Origin of the sequence: uncultured Tateyamaria sp., assembly GCF_947488715.1 — a bacterium.
Taxonomy (GTDB): Bacteria; Pseudomonadota; Alphaproteobacteria; order Rhodobacterales; family Rhodobacteraceae; genus Tateyamaria.
The window spans coordinates 119682-143278 of record NZ_CANLAG010000008.1; the positions used below are offsets into that span (position 1 = coordinate 119682).

Below are 23597 nucleotides of genomic sequence, written 5' to 3' on the forward strand. Positions count from 1 at the left end.
CCCAAGTTTCGACTAGCGAATTTGAACCGATAGGTTACTCTGTCCGCATCACCTAAACTGAAGCTCCGCAGGGTCGCTGTCATGGATGAAAGCGAAAAGAAGAAATTGAGCGAAAGCGATATCTGCGATCTCTTCATTTCGCCATCAATTCGTAATGCCGGGTGGGACCCTTTCACACAAATTCGGCGCGAAGTGACTCTTACACCGGGCCCTGTTGTTGTGCGCGGAAATATGTCTTCTCGAAACAAGAAGAAGAAAAAATTCGCAGACTATGTTTTGTCGTGGGAACCATCGGTGCCCGTCGCTGTGGTTGAAGCGAAAGACAACAAAGTAGGCGTGAGTCACGGCATTCAGCAAGCGCTTGGTTATGCAGAGTTGCTGGAAGTACCGAGTGCATTCAGTTCGAATGGTGACGCCTTTGCAGGCCACAATAAGGTTCCGAATGCTGGAGAAGACATAGAGACAGAGTTTCCTCTTGATCAGTTTCCCGCGCCCACCGAGCTCTGGCGCAGATACAAGGAATTTCGCGGGATTGCAGACGAAGACCAAAGCCTTGTTCTTGAGCCCTATCACGAAGACTCCTCAGGCAAAGAGCCTCGTTATTATCAGGTGGAGGCAATTAATCGCACGATTGAAGCGATTGTCAAAGACCAGCGCCGGGTGCTGCTCGTTATGGCAACTGGCACCGGAAAAACATACACGACCTTCCAGATTATTTGGCGCTTGTGGAAGGCGGGTGAAGCCAAGCGCATACTGTTTTTGGCGGACCGAAATGTCCTAGTCGACCAAACTCTGGTCAATGACTTCAAGCCCTTTGGTTCCGTCATGACCAAGGTCAGAAACCGCAAGATCGATCCTTCCTACGAGATACATCTTGGCCTCTACCAAGCGCTCACTGGCCCCGATCAGAGTGACAAAATATTCAAAAGTGTAACGCCTGATTTCTTCGACCTGGTAGTCATCGATGAGTGCCACCGGGGCAGCGCCGCAGCTGATGCTGCTTGGCGAGAAATCCTCGAATACTTCTCGGGTGCCATCCAGATCGGTTTAACCGCTACACCTAAGGAGACGAAGTATGTCTCTAGCACTGAATACTTCGGAGAGCCAGTTTACACGTACAGCCTAAAACAGGGCATCGATGATGGCTTTCTAGCGCCATACAAGGTCGTCAAGATTGACATCGATCGGGACGTCGAAGGTTGGAGACCGCCACCCGGTATGACCGATGACCTGGGCGCAGAAATCGATGATCGCGAGTACAATCGGCAGGATATGGACAGAATTCTCGTCCTAAACCAGCGGACGAAACTCGTTGCCAATCGCGTAATGCAGCTTCTAAGGGCTACCGATCCGTTCTCCAAAACGATCATATTTTGCGAGGACATTGACCACGCAGAACGAATGCGAAAAGCAATTGTTAACGCAGCCGGTGAGCTAGCTCTCGACAATCCAAAATATGTGATGCGCATCACTGGAGACAGTGTGGAGGGCAAGGCAGAGCTGGACAATTTCATCGATCCAGAAAGCAAGTTCCCAGTTATCGCAACAACCTCAGAACTCCTAACCACAGGCGTGGACGCCAAGACCTGCAAGGTCATCGTGCTGGACAAAACCATCACTTCGATGACCACCTTTAAACAGATTATCGGACGGGGGACGCGGATCGATGAGGAGCACAACAAGTATTTCTTCACGATTATGGATTTCAAAGGGGCGACCGATCTATTTCGAGACCCTGATTTTGATGGTGACCCTGTAGTTATTTACACACCAGGCGACGATGACGATCCTGTTCCGCCTGATCCACCAAATGGTCCCGACGACGATGACGACGGTCCTGGCGGCGACGACCCAGTTGGCACAACCAAGATTCGCGTCAGTGGCGTCGACGCAAATATCATTGCCGAACGGATTGAGTATTTAGGGCCAGATGGAAACCTGATCACAGAATCCTACAAGGACTTCGCGCGGAAACAGGTACTTTCGGAATACGCGTCTCTCCACGACTTCATCCGGACTTGGAATGATGCTGACAAGAAAAAGGCCATCATCGAAGAACTCGAAGAACATGGCGTGCTTCTCGAGAACCTTGCAGCTGAGGTTGGTAAGGATTTTGGTGACTTCGATCTATTGTGCCACATCGCGTATGAACAGCCGCCGCTGACGCGGAAGGAGCGTGCCACAAACGTGAAGAAGCGGGACTATTTCACGAAGTATGGTGAACAAGCTCGGGCTGTCTTGTCGGCGTTGTTGGACAAGTATGCAGACGAAGGCATCACCACCATCGAAAGTGCGAAAGTGCTACGCCTTCAGCCCTTCGATTCAATCGGAACACCCGTTGAAATCATCAATGATGTGTTCGGAGGTAAAGACGAGTACGAACAAGCCCTGAGAGAGCTTGAACAAGAAATCTACAAACAGGCAGACGTATAAATGAGTGACGTATCCGGCATCATAAAATCTATTCAAGACATCATGCGCAAAGACGTGGGTGTTGATGGCGATGCACAGCGCATCGGGCAAATGGTTTGGATGTTTTTCCTCAAGATTTTTGATGATCGCGAAGCCGAGATGGAGTTGTTGGAGGATGATTTCCAATCACCTCTTCCCGAACATATCCGCTGGCGCTCGTGGGCAAAGGACCCGGAGGGTATCACTGGCGACGCAATGTCAGATTTCGTTAACCTTCAGCTGTTTCCCACGCTGAAAGAAAAATTACCTGCACATGGGCCGCAAGCCGCGCGAGCCCAGGTGATACGCGGGGTGTTTGAGGATGCCTACAACTATATGAAGTCCGGTACATTGATGCGTCAGGTCGTTAACAAGATCTGTGAAATCAACTTCAACAACACTGCAGACCGGCACACCTTCGGCAGCATCTACGAACAGATTTTGAAGGACCTGCAAAGCGCCGGTAACGCAGGCGAGTTCTATACTCCCAGAGCCGTCACCCGGTTTATTGTGAACCGAGTAGACCCTCAACTTGATGAAACCGTACTTGATCCCGCATGTGGGACGGGTGGCTTCTTGGCCTGCGTCGTGGATCACAAGCGTGAGAACTACGTCAAATCCGGAGCCGATGAAGAAGTTTTGCAAGGTTCAATAAGGGGCGTCGAAAAGAAGGCCCTTCCTCACATGCTCTGCGTGACAAACATGATCCTACACGGGATCGACACGCCCTCTAGCATCGTTCACGGGAACACCCTGGAACGCCCGTATAAGGACTACAGCGAAAAGGACCGCGTGAACGTCATCGTCACCAACCCACCGTTCGGTGGGATGGAAGAAGATGGAATCGAAAACAACTTCCCCTCCCACTACCGTACGCGCGAAACGGCCGATTTGTTCATGGCGTTGATCCTGCGACTGCTGAAAACACATGGGCGGGCTGCCGTCGTCTTGCCAGACGGGTTCTTCTTTGGCGAGGGGATGAAATCACGGCTCAAACAGGCCCTTCTGGAAGAGGCGAACCTGCACACCATCGTTCGCCTGCCAAACGGTGTCTTTGCTCCCTATACCGGCATCAAGACCAACATCTTGTTCTTCACCAAAGGCACGCCGACCAAAGATGTCTGGTTCTACGAGCACCCATATCCAGAGGGTGTGAGCAGCTACAACAAAACCAAGCCGATGAAGTTTGAGGAATTCCAGACAGAGATCGACTGGTGGGGCGATGAGGCTGACGGTTTTAAGTCGCGGATCGAAACAGAACAGGCTTGGAAAATCAGCGCCGAAGATCTCGCGGCCCGGGGCTACAACTTCGACCTAAAGAACCCGCACGTTGGCGATGCGATCAATCACGACCCGGACGAACTGCTGGAAAACTTCGCCACCACGCAAAATGAAATCCAAGCGCTACGCGACCAACTGAAGACGATCTTGTCCGACGCACTGAACGGGGCGCGCGCATGACGGACGTAAGTCAGCTGATCACCGATCATTTGGACATCTGGACCTCAGCCATCGAGAAGAAGTCCGGGGCCGGGCGCGGGAATGGTGGAGGGATCAGCCTATACGGCATCAAGAAGTTGCGGGACCTGGTCTTGGAACTTGCGGTGCAAGGCAAACTGGTGCCCCAAGATCCTGAAGAGGGTAATTCGACCGATCTGCTCGAGGCCATCGAGCAAGCCCGCCTAGACCTTGTGAAGCAAAAGAAAGTAAAAAATCAAAAGGGGGCCTCGCCAGTCGCAGAGGAAGAATTTCGGTTCTTGCTGCCAAATGGGTGGGCATGGACACGCCTCAGCTCATTGGCTGAAATCAGCCCGCGCAACGATGTCGAAGACAGTACTCTCGCCTCATTTGTCCCGATGCCAGATATCCATACAAGCCATACCGGCGAACATCATCATGCCGAAAGGCGCTGGGGCGAGATCAAGAAGTCATACACGCACTTTGCTGATGGTGATATCGCCTTGGCAAAGATCACGCCCTGTTTCGAGAACAGCAAAGCCGCGGTATTCTCGAATTTGCATAATGGCGTTGGAGCCGGCACAACTGAACTTCATGTCGCCAGACCTTATTACCAAGAAATCGTTCCGCGGTTTATCCTGCTTCATCTGAAGGCCCCGTCCTTTTTAGAGAACGGGAAGGCCGTGATGACCGGCTCAGCCGGTCAAAAGCGCGTTCCGCGATGGTATTTCGCTGACACTCCAATTGCTCTTCCTCCAACCGCTGAACAGCACCGCATCGTGGCCAAGGTTGATGAGCTGATGGGGCTTTGCGATACGTTGGAGGCGCAAGCCGCAGACAGTCTCAAGGCGCATCAGACCCTCGTGGAAACCTGCCTTGCGGCTCTCACAAACAGCCAAACTCCCGAGGACCTCACCCAGAACTGGGCCCGCCTAGAAGCCAATTTCGATTCTCTGTTCACGACTGAAGAGAGCATCAGAAAGCTGAAACTAACAGTGCTCAAGCTCGCCACGACCGGACAGCTTGTCGCACAATCATCTGAAGATCAACCTGCCTCCAATTTCATAAGCGCAACCCGAACGGCGAAAGAGGAGTTTGAAAACTCGAGTCGTCGCAGGTCTAGAAAGGGCATCGACAAAAGGGCATCACTAGGCGACTTGACCAATCTTCCAGCAGGTTGGGGAGCTGATTTTTTTGGGAACTTGGTCTTTTCCCGAGACTCGGAGCGTGTCCCGCTTTCGGTGAGTGAACGGCAGAAGCGGCAAGGGTGTTATGATTACTATGGCGCGTCAGGAGTCATTGATAGCATTGACGACTATCTTTTCGACGAACCCCTTCTCTTAATTGGAGAGGATGGCGCAAATTTGATCAATCGCTCCACACCAATTGCATTTATTGCCAGAGGTAAATTCTGGGTAAACAATCATGCACATGTTTTAGGCGCAAAAACTGAGATCTTTCTTCAGTATTTGGAGATCTACATCAATTCTATTTCACTGGAGCCATACGTCACAGGCACAGCCCAACCAAAGATGAACCAGGCCAAAATGAACACGATTCCAGTTTGGGTTCCACCGGAGGCAGAACAAGGGAGAATTGTAATTCGAGTGCATCAGTTGCTAGCAATCTGCGATCAATTGCTAGCCAAATTGCCAGTCGCTCACAGAACACAGCGACAGTTGGCGAACAGTCTAGCCGATCAAGTACATTAAAGAATGCGGAACCTCAGACTTCAACATGTTGAATTGAAAGATTCATTCCAGCGGCTTGTTTGGAGCTAGTTGTGATCGCGAATGAGAAAATTTGGTGTGATGAAGATCACCATAGTCATTTCGAAAAGTTTGTAGACTTCAATGAATGGCTGAACGGCGACGACGGCGAGAAAATCCGAGATGAATTTGGGCTTGCCAAACTAACCGACCCCAGCAAGGCGTTCTTTGCCGGAGACCGCGAAGCCTATGACCAAGCGTTCCGGGAATACAGAAAGGAAAGGCGGCACGAAGTCCTGTGCGAGCAGTTCTTCGCAGACGCCTTTCCTGCCGAGGGTGACGACAACCACTGGTTCGAACTGAACCAGCGGCGCTTTGATCAACTCCTGGGCCGTTTGGCGACAATGGACACACTTCCTTTCGTTGGCGCAGGGCTTTCCGTGCCCGGTGGTTTTTCGTCCTGGGAGGGGCATTTGTGGCACCAGGCGGAAACGGCCGGTCTGGAACGCGAAGCCGTTAAGGAACTTCTCAAAGAGGGCCAGTACGAGAGCGTCATCGAGCAAATCGTAGGCCTGCGCGGCCGAGACGTGTTCGTGCAGGACATTCGCGACGAGTTTGACCGCAACGGCACAATACCGGACGTTGTCTTTCGGCTGGCGGAACTTTTCTCGGACACTGTCGTCACAACAAATTACGACCGATTAATCGAGCAGGCCTTCGAAACCGGCAATCCAGAACCTGTTCAGATCATCACAGGGGAGAACGCAACAGACTTCCCTGACGCGGAAAAGACAACCTTGGTCAAGCTACACGGCGACATTCGTCGGCCGGGCCACTGCGTCCTGAGCAAAGATCAGTACGACGCTGCCTATGGTGCAGAAGACATTGATCTTTCTCTGCCGATTCCGAAATTACTCGACTACTATTTTCGCAACAACAGCCTGCTGTTCCTCGGCTGCAGTCTGCATAACGACCGGACAATTCAGGTCTTCAGAGCGATCAAGGCGAGCCACCACGGCGACGACCTCCCGCAACATTTCGTTGTCGAGTCTTGTCCAGAAACCTTGGAGGAACTGAGGGACCGAAACGCCTTCCTGGCGAGCCTCGGCCTGACGGGGATTTGGTTTGAAACTAAACGCTATGAATGCGTCGAAGGTATTTTGAGACTTGCTCGGAACGAACTGGCTTACCGGGATACTCAATAGGTGAAGCCTTTCTTGGCTTAGTATGCGTTGGGTATAGTCGCTCCAGGATCGCTCCTGAAAAAAACGAAAAATTCTGCGGGGGCCGGATCAGGAGAACACTTGCACGGGAGTAGATGGCAGTGAGGACGGGTGTCGAACGTCCGGTTACTGGGAGAGCCCTTTGTAAACTCGCATCCGTAGCGAATGATGGCTTCCCGCCCATGCTGCTTGCTTTAGTATCCAATCTTCAAGCTCGCACTTTGTCGGTGTTTTTGAGCTGTGTGGTTGTAGCCTTCGGTCGTCGTGATCGATGCGTGTCCGACTGTACGCTGAATGTCCTCACCGGCACAGCCTGCTTCAAATGCAGAGGTGATCATCGTTGCTCGTGCCATATGAGGGAAGACATTATGGTCAATCCCAGCCTTTACCGCGTATCGTTTGAACAAGTTGTATAGTTGCGACCGATGCAATGAAGCGCCTTTGTTGCCATTTTTTACGGGTTGAAACAGGAGTGCTTCGGGATTTTGTCCGTGCGGTGCAATGTCCAAGTATTCTCGAAGAGCTCTGGCACACTCGAGATTTATCGCGACGCTATTGGTCTTGTTACCCTTGATCGTCAGCGTCAAGACGGGGAACTCGGCATCATACCCAAAATCCTTGACCCGCAGTTTTGCCGGTTCCGAACACCGAGCGCCAACGTAGAAAAAGACATGCAACAAAGCTCGGTCGCGTAACCCTTGAATTGTTTGCGTGTCCGGTGCGTCTAGAAATGCGCGGACTTGCCGTCTCGATAGGGTAGGGGATTTGCCTGCGCCAATACCCAAGTTGCCTGTTTTCGGTCGTCTGACACCAGCGCAAGGATTGGCCGGAACCAACTGCGTGTCTGTTAGATGCCGGTAGAGTGACGAAAGCGATGACAAACGGTTGGCGATGCTTCCTTGCGATAAGCCAGCGGCCTCCATCGAACTGCGCCATGCAATCACATGTGCTTGCTTGACCTTGTACAAATCGTCAGGCGACGAAATATCCAGCGTGGCGACAAACGACGCTATGGCTCGTCGATACGTTTGTCGAGTGTTGTGAGACGAGAAATTTGCCAACCACGCATTTTCTTCGCGAGCATTGGACAGCACGTCAAAGGCAGCATGAGCATCAAGCTCACCATTGCCGAACTCCACAAGTGTTGGAACACGCTTCGGACTGGGCAACTCCATACCCTAAATTATGCCACAAAATTATCGACATAAAATAGGTTATGTCGATAATAATCGCCGACAGAAAAGACGCTGAATCCGAGGCCAGTGAAACTTCAACAATGCAGCTTGTAAAGCCACTTCGGATCACCGACCTCAACGATGTCTGCGGCGGTCACAGTCCGCCCATCGTACAGTGTCCAGATGTAACCGTTGATCGCAGTCACATCAGCCATGGTGTCGTCGCGCAGCAGCACCGCGCCTATGCCCTCGCGATGAGCGTTCTTGCTTTCGATTGAACGTACCAGCCAATTGTGCCGTATCTTCTGCCACCAAGAAAGGTCTGTCGTCATCATGATGCTCCAAAGCAGTGATCACTCAATCTCTACACGTTCTGGGCACCCTACGCCAAGCAACCCAACGCGCAAAAATGATCCTTTGCTAAAACCGAGAACTCGATAAGCTGCGGTGGTAATGATCGTTTGGCGGCGACGCTGGAGCACCGGTAAGAAACATGGCGTCAAGAACAGTCTTTATAGTATGCCTTAGCGGCTGTATCGGTTTGGCAATCTGCCTTACCCTTCTGTACCGTGCGGCCAAAGTCGTACCAATCGGAAAGCCCCAACACTCTCACTGGTTCGAGTACACCCGGGTTGCACTACCGCCCAACTCGTACTTTGAAATCGACAGCTCAACTGATGCTATTTTGATGTCCGGGCAGTTTTTAGCGACCTGCCCGCAATGGTACACTTGGCCAGGTGTATTGGCAGAGATTTCCATTAGCGGCAGCAACCGAATTTGGCAGCCAGCACAAGATATACGACCATTGGTGCAGTCTCCGCGACAAACCAAACCGCATATAGACACCCATGTCTTACGGTTTTCGAACCAGTCCGAACGAACAGCTTTCGTTCACTATAGATTGACACGTACTCCTATGCAGAAAGCTGACAGCTTCCCAAGAGACACTAGATGTGGTGAACAACTTACGTCTCAAGAAACCCTACTCATCGACCACAATTCAGCAACTGCCTATGATGCATTGATCGGCCTGGTTGGCTTCGCTCCAAGGCCATACAGATTTTCATCCGGTTCCCATGCTAGAAATGTTAAACCAATCCGATGACGTGGCTGCGTGGCATACTCGTGTACTATGTGCTCTTCTTGGTATTTCTACTGTACCTAATTGCTGTGCTTGACCAAGATTACTGGTCGATACTGGGAGTGGTTGCGTTTCCTTTTTTGCCAATCATTGCAGTGGGTACGCTGATCATTGGTACAGACACCAGCTATGTATTGAGCTCGCATACAACCAACCCAGTCACAGCTCTATCCAGCATCGGCATACTGTTTGTCACACTCGCAATCCCCTACTTTTCAGTCGCTATTTTCTACATCAAAAATCCACGTGACGATGTACCGGTGGGCTATCGCATATTTCAGTTCATAATTGCGCGCAGTGCAGTATCCCAGCTACGAGCCTACAAATTTGATCCTTTACGAAAGAGGCCAGTCAACCACGCCGTGATCGTCACCAGTCGAAGCTGGAGAAAGAAGAGCTGAATGCTTTCATACAGTCAGTCGACAATGATCTTAAAGACATTGAACGCGACATGAAAAAAATGGCCAATGAAGACGCTAAACGCATACGGGCCGCTGAGCAGGCTGCCGATGCAGCGGAGAGGAAGTACCGCGCTGAAAAACGCCGCTATTACAAAAAAAGGCACACCTCCAATCAAGATGATTAATGATGTGCCCGTTAGTTATGGTGCCCAATCTGCATCTCGCAGATGATGAAAACCTAATTCTTCCAGCGCCAGCTCCACCTCGTCGTTGCCCCACCGAGCCTTGGCTTGCGTCACCAAAGCCCGATGAGCGCGCTTCAGTGCTTTCTTCGCTTTCTTGGCGTCGGCTCCTGCCGCTCCGCTGAGAAAATCGATTTGCCCGATAGCTGCCGCGTGAGCGTCAGCGCAGCGCGCCAAGCTTTGCTGCAACGCAGTCATTATTGCCACGTTGGCGGCGCGATTGGCGTACGCTTCCGCGGCCAAAATTTCTTCAGTCAGTAGCGAACGCGGCGCGGCTTGGAAGAATTCACTTACAATTCTGGATATGTTAAACACAGGTACGATCTCCTTTGCCCTACCAATGCTCGACAGAGTTGATTTCTGAAAAAGCATTGGATCAGGCAAAGGAGTGTGTATTAAGCATATGATAATTAACGGAAAAGTCAAGAAAAGCGATGTCTGATGGCAAAAAGAAGAAGCGTTTCCTGCCAGCATTGAGGCGCTCGTCATCGGTGCATATTCCAGGTGATCCGAACGAAGCGGAGGGGCTTTGGGGTAAGATCAGAAGTTATTCCCGCCGCCAATCGGCTAAGATGGTGACGGCTGAAACTAAGGCTGCAACGGAATCTGTAGATGCCCGAACAGAATTTCTCAAATCGTATGAGGCACTAAAAGTTCAAAGTGCCCGACTGTCTGGCGATGGCCTTCAAAAAATTGAGAAAGCTGCTCGAGATGAAGCGGCGATTGAAGCCGGTGAAATCAATCTTAGACTGGCGGACGTTAACGCCCGGACAAAGCGCTTTAAGGCCGAAGCAAAAACCCTAAAAATTCTCACCGAAGTTGATCAAGCAAACGCTACTGCGGATTTGCTAGAAGCCAAACTACGAATAAAAAACGCTCAAGCGAAATTGACTAGTTCTCCTGCTGATGAGGCTGCGCTTAGACGCAAAAAACTAAAGAAAAAAATTAGACAAACGTCAGAAAAGATCGCCGAAATCGACAAAGAATTTAACGAAAAGAATGAGCGCGATGAGATGACGCACGAGTTAAGTCAGCAACTTGCCCGGCGTGCCAATGGCCTAGTGCAAGAAAGAGAAGAGCTCGAAGCTGAGCTGGCTAAACTATGACCTTCGTACTTGGAGCCCCCACGAACACTTCCCCGCAATTTTTGGTACAGCCAAAACATTTTGCAACACACATGCAAGTGCTTGGCGCGTCTGGGGTCGGTAAGAGCTTTTTTCTCGAACACTTACTCCGCCACAAAATCGCAAAAGGCTACGGCGTCTGCCTGATCGACCCCCACGGTGAAGTGTATGACAACCTAGTCGCGTGGCTGGCGGCCAGTGGCTACCGCGCCCCCCAGGTTCACCTAATTGATCCCTCTCGTTCTGACTTCTCAGTAGGCTTCAACCCTCTCGCCTTAGATCGTGAACCGACGCGCTGCGTGTCTGATATGATCAACGCCATTGTTAGGGTCTGGGGTGGCGACGTTGATGAAACCCCACGTCTAAAAAAATGTTTGCGTCTCACCCTCTACGCCCTCGCGTACCACCGGCTGTCACTTCTAGAAGCCAACATTTTTACCAGCACTCGTCACAAACAGCTGCGGCAACGCTTAACCGCACAGCTCCCTCTGCAAGCGTATCGTGATGAATGGGCCGAGTTTGACACGTACAGCGACAAAGAGTTTCGGGAATACTTCGAAAGCACGCGCAGCCGCCTGTTCGAGTTCGTAACGGCTCCAGCTATCCGCCCGATCATCGGACAAACCAGCAAGGTGTTGAACTTCGCTGAAGTGATGGAGAAGCAACACGTCGTCCTGGTCAATCTTTCAGAGGGCGGCAATTTCTCAAAGCAAGACGCCCAACTGCTCGGAGCCATGATCACGGCTGAACTTTATAGTGCAGCCAAACAACGCGATGTTGTCTGGGCCAAAAACAAGCCAATGTACGCTGTGATCGATGAATGCGGGTCGTTCATAAACGAGGACATCTCGAACTCACTTGATGAGACGCGAAAATATGGACTTCATTTTGTTCTAAGCCATCAGCGCTTGCAGCAGCTCAAAAATGTCTCTGATGACTGCTACGACGCGGTGATGGCAAACGCTCAAGCCAAAGTAATCTTTCGTGTGAACGAAGATGACAACGCCGAGGTTCTAGCTCGGCAACTCTTCCGTCATCAGTTTGATTTGGAGCAACCCAAGGAGATCATGAACAAACCCGTGGCCACCGGCCAGGAAGTCATAGAATTGTTTGGCCACGCGAGTGCCAAGACCTGGAGCGCGAGTCATACTGACAGTGAATCCTCTGCGGAAGGAACATCCTCAGGCGAAATCAGCTCTTCTGGTGTTTCCACCTTCATCCCGGAAACAGGCGACAGCTCAGGAAATACTTTCATTAGCGGCGATGGGATCAGCTCCGGTTCCTCTTCAATGAGCGGTAGCAGTTCCAGCTTCTCACAAGGATATAGTGAGTCAGAAATTGAGAGTAGCTCTCAAAGTCTACGCACCGTCTACGAAGTTATGCCTACGGCGACGTATTCCCTCGAGGAACTGGTGCACTTGGGAAATGTCAGTATCCGCGACCTCCCATCCCGCACTGCTTACGCCGTTCTGCCTGGCGAAAAGCCAGTGCGGTTTACCACAGCAGACGTAAAGCCCGCCCTTCCGCTGTCCGGCCAAACTGATTGGACAATCAAGCAGCTCTGCGCGGACAGCCGCTACACGAAATCGCAAACAGCGATTGAGGCGGAATTAGCGGCAAACGCACAGCGAATGTTTGGTGACGATGGTGACGGTTGGTACGAAGACGATGAAGAGCCAAAGTACGACTAGTTGAAACGGTCGCAATCCGACTCCGCAGCGCGGAAAAAATTCGCTCTGAAACAATTTTCAGTATGCTGTACTTCCAACTAGTGGAAGTTTTCCGTTAAGAGAAGGCCAAGGACTGATCATCGAAAAGCAAGCTTGTCCGGAAACGCGGTCAGGCTTCTCAAAATGGACAAATGGACAGTTCTGTTGATGTATATAGTTGACCTTTCGTACAACCCAATGGAGTGTGATAGGTGAACCTACTATCCTGATAGCTGGCAGACGTACAGGCGAAGAATAATGAATTTGGACGCAAAAAGAGTATTGAGTTTACCGATACACTACCGAAGAACGTTCTTAGCGCTATTAGTCCTCATCGCGATTTTATTGGCCGCAGCCGATCTGTATTTTTTGGGCCAAAATGCTACGCCGGGATCACTACAGAGTTCAGCGTCTCAGTACATTCAAAGCATTGTAGCTGCTATTATTGTGGCGCTGTTCACGTTCGCACTTGTAGCGTTTTTTTTGCCATCAGATAATACAAGTCACGGGCTTGCACACTTATCTCCAACAGAGATCACCCCAGCTTTTGAAAAGCAACTGGAGCAAGCAAGAGCTTGGCAGTATCGGGGGAACTTCGGCCGATACTTGAGAGGGAAAGTCTTGCCCACACTGTCGAGCAAGACAAACATGAGGATTTCAGCCTGCATCATTGATCCGCGGGATAAAAAACTCTGTGAGGAACACAGCCGTTATAGGGCACAGATCAATGGTATCGACAAAGGGCGAACATACACATTGCAAGTCGTTCAATATGAAGTTCTCACAACGATTCTCATTTGTGCGTGGTATGTTTCCGCAAAGGGTGCCTCAATTGATCTGTATCTAACCTCCGTTTTTGACCCGGTTCGGACGGATGCAAGCGATAAGTCTATGATAGTCACAGTTGAAGATCGGCGAAGGCCAGCTCTGCTCATTGATGTCGAACACTTTATGTATGAGCATTTCAGCCTCCAAATGTCTTTTGCGCAACGGCAAGGCGAACGAGTGAATTTAGAAATCCTTGCGTATAGGGCGAACATATCTGAGTTAACAGAGCCCGATGTATCAGCCTTTTTCTCCACCATCGGCATGGGAGAGATTTGCAGATCGGTTGGTGAAAAAGAGCTGCTTGCGGCAATCAATGATGTGAAGAACCCCTATGAGAGCTAGAGCCATATCAGCACTTAACAGAATTCAGGAAGATTTCGCTTCAATATCGGCTGGTGTTGAACCTCTTTGGCATCCGTTGGGGTTTGTTTCGTGTATTGTTTTTGACGACGATGGTGTGGTTACAAGGTTACACTACTGGCCAAGTACTGAGCGTCGTCCGAAGGCCCCGAACTGGCCTATCCACACGCATCTTTTCAAGCTATCAAGTTTGGTCGTCTCAGGGTCGTTACGAGACAAGCAATATCACTGTTTCCCCGGCTCTGACTACACAGGTCTCAGGGTTGTATATTCTGACGAAGATTCGGTATTGATTGAGACCGGATCCACATATCGGATTCAAAACGTTAGAGAAACGATCATTCATAAGTATGGGTTTTACTCAATTGAGGAAGGATTGTTTCATCAGAGTGAAGTAGATATTGGGCGGGAGACACTCACTTTGGCGCAGTGTTCAAATCATTCAAAAAACACACCTATTGTTCTTGCTCCTCTCGGAGAATTTCATAAAAATAAGGAGCGGAAGTTTGAGTATATCCGGCGTCCGTTTGGCAAGGAAAGGTTCTGGAAGAGAGTTGGCCAATTAATAGATGAGTTTCTTGATTTTGAGAGTTCTCAGGCTGTATAGATGGCAGTATACTTCCCAAACACAAATTCTCTTTTGTTACTTCCGCCGAAGGCTGGTTCGGTCTGGCTCAGGGCAGTTTTGGTAGAGTCTAAGGTGTTTCATGTTATTTTGGGCCCGGAAGAACTAAGAGGCCATGGCAGGCTCGCTCTTTATGGCCGCGAGTTTAGCGCAATCGGCGCTTTCGTGAGGCATCCGATATCTTGGTATCATTCTTACTGGAGATACCGGAGCAAAAATTCAACCTGGGATGAGAGGTGGATAATAGACGCAGATTGTGCGAGCTCTAGTTTCGAAGAATTTTTGCAGTTGGTTTGTTCTGAACATCCAGGATATCTCACCAATCTTTTTTCTGAATTCACCGGAGCACCCGAAAATCCTATCGATTACATTGGAAAAACAGAGTTTCTGGTTGATGGGTTGCTTTCGTATTTAAATCTGATAGGCGAGCGATATCAGAGAGGTGTGATCGAGGATTTCGCACCTAGGAATGTGTCGGGACCCCGCTTTTCGCCTACTAGAGAGCATTGCGATCTTGTTTATAGGGCCGAGATCGGGTGCTATGAAACATACAACTATGACAAGCTCCCGATGTGACCGTACTGTGTCTGTGAGAAAACTGCCAAAGCAATCATTGGCGCAGCCGTAGCGAAACGTTGCTTTGTCCCGCAAATTTGACTTTACCCACGTCGATCATTCTTTGATCAAGAGAACTGATGACCCCTTGCCATTTAGCCAAATCGGCGCCAATGGCCCGTGCCTCTTCAACTCCTCGAAGGTGGTGTGCAAAAACACACTGGCGGGAAGCAGATGTTTGGCATTCTTTTGAAAAACGCCGAGCATACTGTGCACCCGATCCCACCCTGCATTGACCACTATCGGCACCCGGAAATTCTTAAAACCCAGCCGCTCGGTATGCAGCTGTCGTTGGTACATGTCGGCGTAACGAAGGTATAGCCCAGCAATACTCGATTGGTCTGGGTCACTACGGACAAACGGAGTGGTGTCGTTGTCAAACTCCAAAAACTGCAGCATTCGTCTTTCGACACCCCCAGTCCGGCTGTCACCAATGGCAAATTGAGCATCGGATCGAGTGCCACGCCGCTTCGTTATGCCAGTGCCGGGATGCACAAAACGAGTCGCAAACCACCATGGGTCGGATAGTTGCTTGGCAGCAACCGATGCTCGGTCAAGCAACTCGTCTCTCGTAATTTGCCGAAGGCCAGCACCGCTCAGCACGTCACGAAAAATCAGATAGCTTTCGACTGTACCCCATTGATGAGTCATCCAAGTTTTGCTGCTAATCTCTCTATTTGCAAAACCCCACCCCTTCTTTTCGGGAAAACTGACGCCCTCAGCCACCAACTCAGCCGCACCTCGCTGGCCCAAGGCATTGAACACCGGGCGTTCGGCGTCACGCTCAAAAAGTCGATTTCCTTGATCTGGACGATCCAGATAGTCGGCTTGGTTGAGCAATAGAATTCGTTTATTCAGGGTGGTTTTTTGAGTACCCGTGATCCGGGCTAGCTGGTCGTTTGTTACCAGCCGAAACTCCATTACGGCCCGCAGCATTACCCTGTCTCGTTCCGTCAATTTGACAGTCAGCTTTGGGTCTTTGAGAGTTTTGGTGCGCCGCATGCTGCAATCATAACACCATCCTTAGCCAAAGAGACTACCCAATGTATGGTGTTGAGGACGGCAAACCGTTTGCGTTGGCAGTCGCTAAGAATAGATGCTGAACATAACGGCCATAATTGCTGTCATGATTGCGATTTGCCCGACAAGTAATCCAGCGACCCACATGATAACCGACCGAAGCTGATCTTTGAGCGCAGACATGTCGTCCTTAGTTGCCAGCGTGTGTCGGGCTTCTTCTCGAGTGACGAACTCATTGACGGCGGCTTCGGCTCGACGCTTTTCAATCCCCTGCTCAAGCAGGATATTATAGAGTTCGAACTTTGCCGTTGAGGATGACATAAATATGTGAATTGTATTGCTAATATACTACGCAAATGGCTTTTTGTTAAGCCTCTCGGCCTCGGGGATGCTCCACAAGCTGACCATCCATCAATCGAACGGAAACCGTTGTTTCTGTGACCGTATCAATCCGAACAGGCGCATCGTGAAATGTTGAGAAGACCGTCCTCCCCACGTCCCGTTGGGACGCTATTAGTTCGGTGGGTCGAACCGTCTTCCTGGCAGTGCGCCGGTTTGGTTTCTTCGCCAGTTTGCTTTGAGGCTGTTGCGATGACAGCGCACGTCTGAGCTTCGCCGCGACTAGGCCCCTCCTCGAACAGAATGCCTTGCGACTTCTCTGCAGGATCGCTTTGCGCTGCCTGAAGCGCGGCATGATGTAATCAATCGACCGCAGCTCATGGGGCATATGTGAGGCCGCTAAACTGTCTGGTGCCAATGTCTGCAACGCCTCCTCGGTTTGTGCCAAGTCAAACCGATTGGCCAACAAGCGGGCGTCATCGCTGCCCAGTCGGAAGGCCAGCAAGGTGTCCGCCTCCAGAAAACTGGAGCGGATGGCGGGGCCGTAATCGAACAATCCCCCCAGCGACAATGTGGCATAGCTGCGCCCGGCTGGTGTCTGAAACAGCTGGCTGGTGATCGACGGCGGCAAGTGGTGGCAGTCAGGCACATAGATCGCAACGGCTGCTGCTGGTGATACGGTTTCCACCGCCAAACGCAGACGCGTTGCAAACAGGCTGCCCAAGAGCAAGGCGCTCTCTGCCCCCATGTCCCGGCGTGGCACATCGAGCAACAACACCTGCTGTTGTTGTAGCACATCTGCAAAATCCAGCGCCGCTTTTGGTTGCCCCAACACACCACACAGGAGTGGGTCAGCCACAAACGCCTGCAAGCGTGTCAGCACTGACTGTGGCTTATCCCGGCGATCTTGTTTTGGCCAGGTCGCGAAGTCTTCCCAGTACGTCTTGGCTACGCCCGGTCGCGCCCCGGCCACGATCCGTTCGCGAAACGCTTCATCCTGAAAAAATCGGTACAACGCCACCATCGTAGCGTTCGGTGCGTCCATCAGCACCAACAAGGCCATATGCAAGAATGTCAGCAACAGCGGGTGGTGATCCAAGCTCAACCCCCAAATCTGACGGAACAGTTCCAACATCTCCTGTGCGGCCCTTGGGCGTTGTACGACCGGCACCGCCCTAAGCGGATTAAATCCCATCGCTTGTGTAGGATGGGTCGGATTGAGGTAGATCGTGTCGTGCGCCCGGCTGGGCGGCACCGTGTGCAAAAGATCAGCCGCAAAACGCCCTGTACCGTCAAGCACCACCACCCCACGCCCATGGAAAATATCCTGCGCTATCAAACCGCGCAGCACCTGATCTTTGGCGTGTCCTCCGGCACCGCACATGAGCACGTGTCGTGCTCGCCGCTGCCCCGTTAGATACAGGGGCTTAGGGTTGTGATCGGTGTCCTCGGACGCAAAAATAACTGGTCGTGAATCCATAGCTTGAAACTGATTTTCGCCCAAATACGAGCCCTCGTGCGAAGGAAGTCAGGTATCCACGCGGTATGCGTGCGGGAGCGGTACCAGTCCCAAATGGGTGTCAGACCGCTTAAAACCTTTCTGGTCGGGTACGAAAATCAGTCGCAAATGATCGAATCGGAAGTACGTCTGGGTCATCGTGTGCCAGTCCCAAAGCCGTCGCACCCTCGCTGTCGCTCGGCGGCTTTTCCATCCGTGGTCACGCGCACCCGACCTCCCCGCCATGCCATTACTTGCAAGCATGTCAATCGGTTAGATCAATCTCAGCAATTATAATGAATCGCGGATAAAATCGACATGACGAAGGAGGGATAACCCGTGGCCCGCAAAACATGGATAGATTTCGCAGCGGTGCGGGATGCACTGTCATTTCATGACGTGCTCACGCACTATGAGATCGATCACCCCACTGGCACAGCTCAGGTGAAAATCCACTGCCCCTTTCACGATGACCGTACACCGTCCTGCTCCATCAACCTGACCGGCAAGAAGTTCAATTGCTTCGGTTGTGACGCCCAGGGCAACTTGCTGGATTTCATCATTCTGATGGAAGGCGGTGATACGGACGATCATACAGCCCGGTATGCGGCGGCAGAAACTGCCGTCGGCATCATGGGCCGTGATCTGAAAGAGTTTGGCCGCGCCAGCGCGCCTAAGAGCAAAACCAAGGCAAAGGTGAAAGCCGCCCCGAAATCTGCTCCACCGGCAGACGACACTCCTGCTCCACCAATCGCCAATCCGCTGTTTGAAAAGGAACTCAAACTTCAATTTGATCATCCGTTTCTGGCCGCGCGGGATGTCACGCCCGAACAGGCAGAACGGTTCGAGCTAGGTTACTGCAAGGCAGGGCTGATGCGGGGACGTATCGCCATCCGGCTGCACAATCGGGACGGTGAAGCACTCGGCTACGTCGGACGCTATGCGTCTGAAGACATCCCGGACGGCACCGAGCGCTATCTCTTTCCCAAGGACTTCCACAAGTCCTTGGAACTGTGGAACCTGCACCGTGCGCTCACGCTGGAGAAACGCTTCCTTGTCGTCGTCGAGGGCTACTGGTCCACCATCCGCCTGCATGATCTGGGCATTCCCACTGCAGCATTGATGGGGTCGTCAGTGTCGCCGGAGCAGGCCGAACTCATCCGCACGGTTGGCATCCGTCATGCCCTCCTGTTGCTCGACGGTGACGACCCTGGTCGCAAGGCCGCTCCAGCGGCAGCGCATGTTCTTTCGCAACACGTCTACGTTCGTACCCTCGTCCTCCCGGAGGGAGAAAAGCCGGACTCCGTTCCGGCGAAATTTCTGGAGCCATTCTTATGACGGCTCCAGCACCACTTTTGAACCCTGTGCCGTTAGGCGCAGGGTTTCTTCGTGGCAACGCCACGCACTCATTCCCCCCGAATTGTTGCCCGCCGATCTGGCTCAAAAAATTCGAGGAGGTACGACGAGAAATTTTTTGAATGCCAGAACGAGCGAGGCGACGAACCACCACCGGGCGGTGCGCGTCATTGCGCAAGCTGATTTCGATCTCTGCGAGTCGAAAGTTCAGCTAGTCAGGTGGTGGTTCGTCGCCTCGCAAGAGGCGGCAACAATTCGGGGGAAATCGTTTGTTTGCAACATGTTTTGCAAACAACTAGGTGCCGTTATTAGTAACGGTACCTTGAGGGGAGGCATTTTTGACCTTCAACTCGTCCAATCCACGCTTGTTTTTGGTACGTGAATAGCCGCAGTCATTGGATGTCGATTACGGGCAATGCTGGTGTTTGTCTCTCGACCACGCCATTGGGTGTGATCTCCAGAAACCAACCGGTTTCTGCGTCTTCTTGCAAGAGGCTCTTTTCCATTTGCACAATGCTATCATGCAAGTGGAAACCTCCCAAGTGAGCCGAAGATCGAGCTGGTTTCGGTACTGAGGTTGTAGGCAATGGCCGAATGCTGAGGTCTCATGCGTCCAAGAGGCAGGGTAGGAGCAGTTATTTGGTTATAGGTGCGGAAGATGGTGCTTCGGGCCGCTAAAGTTCCTCAGAGGTCGTATTTGAGCCTCTGAGGGGTGCATCTTAGCCCATGCTGTTTCGAGTTTTGTGCGGTTCAGCGACTGTTTTACCGCTCACTTGCTTCGAAACCTCGATTTACTTACACATTTGCTTACACAAAAAGCGAAAAATCGAATTTTTAATGTTTAACTACAGAATGTTGTTCTCATACGGTTCCCCCTCCTAAGGGGCAGGTTGCAGGTTCGAATCCTGCCGGGGTCGCCAAAAACAACTGAAAAATATGGCTTATTTGCAAAGGGTTCTGCAGAAGCGTGGAGAAACGCCCGTTTCGTTTTCCGCCGAATTCTCCGAAAACGACCGAATTCTCGTACAAACCTGTACAAAATTCGCACGTCCGTGCGGCTTTTGGGGCAATCCGATGAGCTGGCGGGTGGCGAATGCTTGTGCAGAACGGAAGTTCGGGAGTGCTACGCGCAAGCAGATCATCATGTTTCTGGTGGATAAGTTACCTTGAGCATTGCTACCACTAACGCGTTGTTTGATACTGGCAGCCGAAGCAATTTGGAGTTCACTGTGAAATCAATTTCTTTCTTTAACAATAAAGGTGGAGTTGGGAAAACTACACTGACTGGCAATATTGCGGCTTACTTTGCCCTTGAAATGAAGAAAAGAGTATTGGTTGTCGATTGTGACCCGCAATGCAACTTGACTCAATTCATCTTGGGGGACACTAAAACTATTGACCTGTACTGGCCTTCTGGAAGCGACAAGGAAAAAACCCGTGCAAAAACTATCTTGGACATTGTTCAACCAATTCTCGATGGCGATGCGGATATTGACAAATCAGTAAAGCCGCTCAAGGCACGGGCTAATAGATTTGGTGTTGACCTTGTTCCCGGTCACCCAAAGTTCTCCCTTTTTGAAGACCAGCTTTCTTCTGCATGGGCAGAACTTCCCACGGGTAAGGCAGGCGGTTTTCGGGTCTCAAATTGGCTCAGATCCTATCTAGCAAGAGTTACGCCTGATTATGATTTTGTGTTTATCGATGTGAGCCCGTCGCTCGGTGCTCTTAACAGATCAGTGCTGCTGAGCGTAGACCATTTTATCACGCCGCTTGGCGCTGATGCCTTCAGCGTACTCGGGATCAGAAATATCTCAAGGTGGATGTCTGGTTGGGTCGATTACTACAAGGTAGGTTTGGAGCAGTCCGAACGCCTCAACCCTAATGGGCTGGAAAAATTTTCTATTCCTACGACAATACCTGTCTCGGAGGGTTTCATCGGATTTACATTACAGCAATATATTGCGAAGGCAAAAGCTGGTGTGCGCCGCCCAACGAAAGCATATGAAAGGATTCTTGAGGATATTCCGTCGGAAATCGACACATATCTGACTACCTTCTTGACGCATCCCGATGAAGGCACGCATTTGGGTGATGTGCCTAACCTATACAGTCTTATTCCTCTTGCCCAGAGCGCTAACGCTCCTATTATTTCGCTCAAGTCCAAGGATGGACTCGTTGGTAGTCAGTTCAGCCAAGCACTACGGTACAAAGAAATAATCGGAGAACTTGCCGAGCAGGTCGCGGCGAGGGTATAGGACATGGTGGACTGGCCAGATGCGCTGGTAAGGGAGGCTGCGGAGCGAAGGGTAGTTGTTTTCCTTGGTTCGGGATTTTCCAAGGCTGCTGTTCCGTCGCTCCCTACCTGGAGCGCACTTCTCAAAGAATTATCCGAAAAGTTGCCAACTGCTAACAGCAAAAGGCTGGTAACCAAACTCATACGCCAAGGTCGCTTACTAGACGCTGCTGAACTGATCACATCAGGCGTAAATGCTCCTGACATGCACAATTTGCTGCGCAATAAGTTTCAACTTCGCCCTTCGCCAAAGAGTAACATCTATAACGACCTCTTACAAATCGACCCCAAAACAATTATTACGACTAACTACGATGAGTTGATTGAGAAAAACTTCGACCACTATAGCGGTGGAGAATCAAGTCATTCTATTCGTACACAGACTTCCAAGAGCCTTCTCGCCGATCTTCGTTCGCCAGTTCGCAGTATCGTCAAACTACATGGATGCATAACAGAGACAGACCATATTGTGCTGGATAGGCGGTCATTTTTCAAAGCTCAAGCGGAGAATATTGGTTTTTTTGATATCGTGAAATCCCTGATGACCGTAAATACGGTGCTATTTCTAGGTTATTCTTTGAGCGACCCTGATATTCAGCTAATTTTGGAGAATACTAATATGTCGTCGCCTTCTACAAATCCACACTATGCATTAGTTCCGAAATTCGAGCATCCTTCGTTAAAAAACGCTAATTCGGAAACATATAATACTTCTTTTTTGGAGTACCCTGCTGGTGACTATGCAAAGTTTCCAGTGGCCTTAAGTCAGCTAAGAGAACAAGTTCGGCAGATGAGGCTTGATCGCGGAATACCCTAGACAAGCTTCACTAAATTTGACCATCGCCTTCGCGACTAATTGCGTAGTCAGAGTAAATTTAGTCACATCATCTGCCTCGCCACCATGACCGGCCCAGTTACGGACGTTGGCTTCGACCTGCCGCGCACCGGCAAGGCCTACATCACCGCCCGCGATCCCGACACCGGCGAGCGCTGGCGGCTGAAAGGAGAGTTTTTCCATGAAAACTGGCAAGCCGACCCGGTTGAGCGAGAAGCTGAACGCGGAGCTCGACACGATCAGAGCCGAGAACGTCGCCTCGATCTCATCCCACCTCAAGAGCTTCGGGATCGATTTGAAGAACATTGTGGGCGCCGCGCAGCATACCATCGCGAGCGATACGCGCCGCTTTCAGACCGAGACCGCGAGCCTGTTCGAGACGCGACTGAGGTCGATCCGCCACTGGCTGACGATCTCACCCTGGCTGATCGTGGCGAAGGTACTGACCGGGATCGCCTCGATGATGGCCGCGAGCTTTTTCTGGACGGTGCATCTGACACGCTCGGAGCTGACGGAGATGGGCCTGACGCGGATCGAGCGGCCCGAGGGGACCTAGCTGATCCTGGATCCGTCGAAGACGCGGCTGAGAACCTGCACGATGGGCGGCCAACACGTGACCTGCATTCGGATCGAGGAGGACTAGATGACCCAACTGACAGCCTTGGAACGCGACTTGCTCGCCTGCGTCGAGCGGTTGGTGACGGCCTCAGAGGCCTCCGCGAAGGACTTGACCGCCTTGGAGACACGCTCGACCGGCAGGATCGAGAAGGAGCTGGCTGGCTTGAAAGACTGCGTGACCTTGCTCATTCGTTCGCAGGCCGAATCCATGAAGGCCTTGAGCGGATTGCTGAACGACGAGGCGAGCTACAAGACGCTGGACGAGAGCTTACAGCAGAGCTTGACCTTAGCGAGGGCCGTCGCAGAGAGATTGAGGGACAGCTAGACAGCCAGGACGCACATGCGGAGCGGGGGTTGAGGCATTAAGGGTGGCCCCTTACCCGTGTGATTCAAGAATGGCACTTCTGTCGACATACGAATCTCTGTACGTTGCGAAAAGCGAATTTTTTGGACATACGGTGATTGGTATGATGACGTGAACGCCAAGACAACTACCATAGCTAGGGCCAGGACTCATTGAGTGTCAAAGCCAGTAGATAACGATTGCCGCGAGGGCGATTGCTGAAAGGAAGACCTT

The 23597-nt window shown here is 51.3% G+C and carries 19 protein-coding genes; 14 read left to right on the forward strand and 5 right to left on the reverse strand.

The window, feature by feature from the left end; genetic code table 11:
- Nucleotides 1-81 precede the first annotated feature (81 nt).
- From hsdR to Q0936_RS17245, 4 genes are all read left to right on the forward strand, one after another.
- Nucleotides 82-2433 (forward strand): EcoAI/FtnUII family type I restriction enzme subunit R, encoded by a 2352-nt coding sequence (hsdR, locus tag Q0936_RS17230; RefSeq protein WP_299293940.1) that lies wholly within the window; start codon nucleotides 82-84, stop codon nucleotides 2431-2433.
- On the forward strand, nucleotides 2434-3912 hold the full coding sequence (locus Q0936_RS17235; RefSeq protein WP_299293943.1) for a class I SAM-dependent DNA methyltransferase: 1479 nt from the start codon (nucleotides 2434-2436) through the stop codon (nucleotides 3910-3912).
- Nucleotides 3909-5621 (forward strand): restriction endonuclease subunit S, encoded by a 1713-nt coding sequence (locus Q0936_RS17240; RefSeq protein ID WP_299293946.1) that lies wholly within the window; start codon nucleotides 3909-3911, stop codon nucleotides 5619-5621. Before Q0936_RS17235 ends, Q0936_RS17240 begins: the two co-directional genes overlap by 4 nt.
- A gap of 71 nt (nucleotides 5622-5692) precedes the next feature.
- Nucleotides 5693-6823, forward strand: coding sequence for an SIR2 family protein (locus Q0936_RS17245; RefSeq protein WP_299293950.1), 1131 nt, complete (start codon nucleotides 5693-5695; stop codon nucleotides 6821-6823).
- 212 nt (nucleotides 6824-7035) lie between these two features.
- Here Q0936_RS17245 and Q0936_RS17250 read toward each other — a convergent pair whose 3' ends face one another.
- Both Q0936_RS17250 and Q0936_RS17255 read right to left on the reverse strand, forming a co-directional pair.
- The gene (locus Q0936_RS17250) at nucleotides 7036-8010 is read right to left on the reverse strand and encodes a tyrosine-type recombinase/integrase (RefSeq protein WP_299378293.1); all 975 of its coding nucleotides are present in this window, start codon (nucleotides 8008-8010) and stop codon (nucleotides 7036-7038) included.
- A gap of 101 nt (nucleotides 8011-8111) precedes the next feature.
- Nucleotides 8112-8351 carry a hypothetical protein gene (locus tag Q0936_RS17255; protein ID WP_299293956.1) on the reverse strand — a complete coding sequence of 80 codons (240 nt, stop codon included), beginning with the start codon at nucleotides 8349-8351 and terminating at the stop codon, nucleotides 8112-8114.
- A gap of 1257 nt (nucleotides 8352-9608) precedes the next feature.
- Between Q0936_RS17255 and Q0936_RS17260 the strand changes: the two genes are divergently transcribed.
- On the forward strand, nucleotides 9609-9743 hold the full coding sequence (locus Q0936_RS17260) for a hypothetical protein (RefSeq protein WP_299293959.1): 135 nt from the start codon (nucleotides 9609-9611) through the stop codon (nucleotides 9741-9743).
- 15 nt (nucleotides 9744-9758) lie between these two features.
- Here Q0936_RS17260 and Q0936_RS17265 read toward each other — a convergent pair whose 3' ends face one another.
- On the reverse strand, nucleotides 9759-10172 hold the full coding sequence (locus Q0936_RS17265; RefSeq protein ID WP_299293962.1) for a hypothetical protein: 414 nt from the start codon (nucleotides 10170-10172) through the stop codon (nucleotides 9759-9761).
- Between the two features lie 62 nt (nucleotides 10173-10234).
- Here Q0936_RS17265 and Q0936_RS17270 point away from each other — a divergent pair, with 62 nt between their 5' ends.
- The 4 genes from Q0936_RS17270 (at nucleotide 10235) to Q0936_RS17285 (ending at nucleotide 15022) form a co-directional block, all read left to right on the forward strand.
- A complete protein-coding gene (locus tag Q0936_RS17270; RefSeq protein WP_299293965.1) occupies nucleotides 10235-10906 on the forward strand; it encodes a hypothetical protein in 672 nt (223 codons plus the stop codon).
- Complete coding sequence (locus Q0936_RS17275) at nucleotides 10903-12615, forward strand: type IV secretion system DNA-binding domain-containing protein (protein WP_299293968.1); 1713 nt, start codon at nucleotides 10903-10905, stop codon at nucleotides 12613-12615. The genes Q0936_RS17270 and Q0936_RS17275 overlap by 4 nt, the downstream gene beginning before the upstream one ends.
- 276 nt (nucleotides 12616-12891) lie before the next feature.
- Nucleotides 12892-13803 (forward strand): hypothetical protein, encoded by a 912-nt coding sequence (locus Q0936_RS17280; protein ID WP_299293971.1) that lies wholly within the window; start codon nucleotides 12892-12894, stop codon nucleotides 13801-13803.
- Between the two features lie 625 nt (nucleotides 13804-14428).
- On the forward strand, nucleotides 14429-15022 hold the full coding sequence (locus Q0936_RS17285; protein WP_299293974.1) for a hypothetical protein: 594 nt from the start codon (nucleotides 14429-14431) through the stop codon (nucleotides 15020-15022).
- 96 nt (nucleotides 15023-15118) lie between these two features.
- On the opposite strand, the gene Q0936_RS17290 is transcribed toward Q0936_RS17285, so the two are convergent.
- Nucleotides 15119-16063 (reverse strand): replication-relaxation family protein, encoded by a 945-nt coding sequence (locus tag Q0936_RS17290; RefSeq protein WP_299378296.1) that lies wholly within the window; start codon nucleotides 16061-16063, stop codon nucleotides 15119-15121.
- 385 nt (nucleotides 16064-16448) lie between these two features.
- Complete coding sequence (locus tag Q0936_RS17295) at nucleotides 16449-17900, reverse strand: hypothetical protein (protein WP_299378299.1); 1452 nt, start codon at nucleotides 17898-17900, stop codon at nucleotides 16449-16451.
- A gap of 357 nt (nucleotides 17901-18257) precedes the next feature.
- Between Q0936_RS17295 and Q0936_RS17300 the strand changes: the two genes are divergently transcribed.
- From Q0936_RS17300 to Q0936_RS17320, 5 genes are all read left to right on the forward strand, one after another.
- Nucleotides 18258-19256 (forward strand): CHC2 zinc finger domain-containing protein, encoded by a 999-nt coding sequence (locus Q0936_RS17300; RefSeq protein ID WP_299293985.1) that lies wholly within the window; start codon nucleotides 18258-18260, stop codon nucleotides 19254-19256.
- A gap of 1184 nt (nucleotides 19257-20440) precedes the next feature.
- On the forward strand, nucleotides 20441-21529 hold the full coding sequence (locus Q0936_RS17305; protein WP_299293988.1) for an AAA family ATPase: 1089 nt from the start codon (nucleotides 20441-20443) through the stop codon (nucleotides 21527-21529).
- 3 nt (nucleotides 21530-21532) lie between these two features.
- Nucleotides 21533-22384: an SIR2 family protein gene (locus Q0936_RS17310; RefSeq protein WP_299293990.1), complete on the forward strand. Its 852-nt coding sequence runs from the start codon at nucleotides 21533-21535 to the stop codon at nucleotides 22382-22384.
- A gap of 199 nt (nucleotides 22385-22583) precedes the next feature.
- Nucleotides 22584-22958, forward strand: a complete 375-nt coding sequence (locus tag Q0936_RS17315; protein ID WP_299293994.1) for a hypothetical protein — start codon at nucleotides 22584-22586, stop codon at nucleotides 22956-22958.
- 87 nt (nucleotides 22959-23045) lie between these two features.
- Nucleotides 23046-23345 carry a hypothetical protein gene (locus Q0936_RS17320; RefSeq protein WP_299293996.1) on the forward strand — a complete coding sequence of 100 codons (300 nt, stop codon included), beginning with the start codon at nucleotides 23046-23048 and terminating at the stop codon, nucleotides 23343-23345.
- Nucleotides 23346-23597 lie beyond the last annotated feature (252 nt).